General features: G+C 57.0%; 1 protein-coding gene and 1 pseudogene. One reads left to right on the plus strand and one right to left on the minus strand.

What is annotated here, in order from left to right; all coding sequences use genetic code 11:
- Window positions 1–108 precede the first annotated feature (108 nt).
- The gene (rraA, locus tag PG896_RS20900; RefSeq protein ID WP_010676045.1) at window positions 109–594 is read right to left on the minus strand and encodes a ribonuclease E activity regulator RraA; all 486 of its coding nucleotides are present in this window, start codon (window positions 592–594) and stop codon (window positions 109–111) included.
- 146 nt (window positions 595–740) lie between these two features.
- On the opposite strand from rraA, the pseudogene PG896_RS20905 reads away from it, so the two are divergent.
- A pseudogene (locus tag PG896_RS20905) lies at window positions 741–1,589 on the plus strand (methyl-accepting chemotaxis protein); the annotation flags it as partial.
- Window positions 1,590–1,650 lie beyond the last annotated feature (61 nt).

Genomic DNA, 1,650 nt, shown 5'->3' on the forward strand with positions numbered 1-1,650 from the left:
AAAGCCAAACCACAGAAGTATGCGACGAGAAAACCTAGTAAAAACAATGCCAGTCAGGCTTAACTGACTGGCATTAGAGCCAGGGCTCCCATTTTCACTCAGCGCTGTTTACTCGATGTCGAGGGCATCGGGGGAGAGGATCACCCCTGTGGTATCGGCATAGAGGTGGTCATCCGGCAGGAAGGTAACGCCGCCGAAGTTGACCGGCAGATCGGTTTCCCCGATATCCTTGCTGTCGGCGCCCACCGGAATGGCCGCCAGGGCCTGAATGCCGATGTCGAGATCTTCCAGGATATCGACCTCACGGACGCAACCGTAGCAGACGATCCCTTCCCACTCATTTTCCGCCGCCGTGGTGGCGATCTCGCTGTCGATCAGGGCACGGCGCATGGAGCCACCGCCATCGATCAGCAACACCCGACCGACGCCGTTCTCTTTGACGAGTTCACGGATCAGGCCGTTTGATTCGAAGCATTTGACTGTGGTGATGACGCCGCCGAACGAGGCGCGGCCGCCGAAGGAGCAGAGCATGGGTTCGAGCACATCCACCATGTCCTGATAGATGTCGCACAGTTCTGAAGTGTTGTATTCCATTGTGTCAAATCCACCGCTGGAAACAGGTGGGATCCAGTATAAGGAGTGGGACCGGCATTTCAATGAATATTCCTTGAACAACAACGGGGATAACGTTTTCCGCATAAGCTCAATGCAGTCCATCCCGTGCTTGTGAGAGGTTCATCGTGCTGATCCGTCATAAATTGATCCTGAATACCGCGCTGGTCGCCGTTGCCATGCTGGTATTGAGCGGCCTGTTTCTCTACTCCAACCAGGTGAGTCGCCATCTGACCGAGGCCCAGCGCAACGTGGACGGGCTCGAGATCGCCATGCTCAACCTGCGACGGGCCGAGAAGGATTTCCTGATCCGCAAGGATCCGGCCTTCGTGACCCGTTTCAACGAGGTGCTGGCCAATTTTCACCAGCTCAACCAGACCCTGGGTCAGGATGACAACCTCAGCGCCGTGCAGGGCGAGCTGACCCGGCTGGATCAGCAGATGGGAGCCTATGGCAAGGCCTTCAACGATCTGGTGGCTCAGCAGCAGATCATCGGGTTGGGGCCGGAAGACGGCCTCTATGGGCGTCTGAGAACGGCGGTGCATCAGGTGGAAGATGGGCTCAAGCAGCTGGATGAACAGGGGCTGCTCATCACCATGTTGCAGCTGCGGCGGGCGGAGAAAGACTTCATGCTGCGCTCCGATATCCAGTATCTGGAGCGCTTCCAGACTCTGCACAAGGATTTCCAGCAGCGGCTGGCAACCTTGCCGGAGGCTGACCGCGGCAAGCTGGAGCAGGCCAGCGAGCAGTACCGACAGGACTTCGTCGCGCTGGTGAAGGGCATGCAAGTGCTGGGACTGAGTGAAGATGAGGGGCTGCGCAATGAGATGCGGGGCCTGGTGCATCAGACCGAGCAGGGCTTTACCGCCGTCGGCAAGCACGTCGCCGACGAGCTGGTACGGCAGACCTCGCGCCTCAATACCTTGATGCTGGTCTGTGGCGGCATCATCATAGTGCTGATTCATGTACAGGATCTTTAGCTACAACCAATTGAAATAGATAGAAAAAAGGCTTCGTTTGTGATCTGATTTAATCGCA

Origin of the sequence: Aeromonas sp. QDB30 (assembly GCF_027707645.1) — a bacterium.
In the GTDB taxonomy this organism is placed as follows: domain Bacteria; phylum Pseudomonadota; class Gammaproteobacteria; order Enterobacterales; family Aeromonadaceae; genus Aeromonas; species Aeromonas caviae.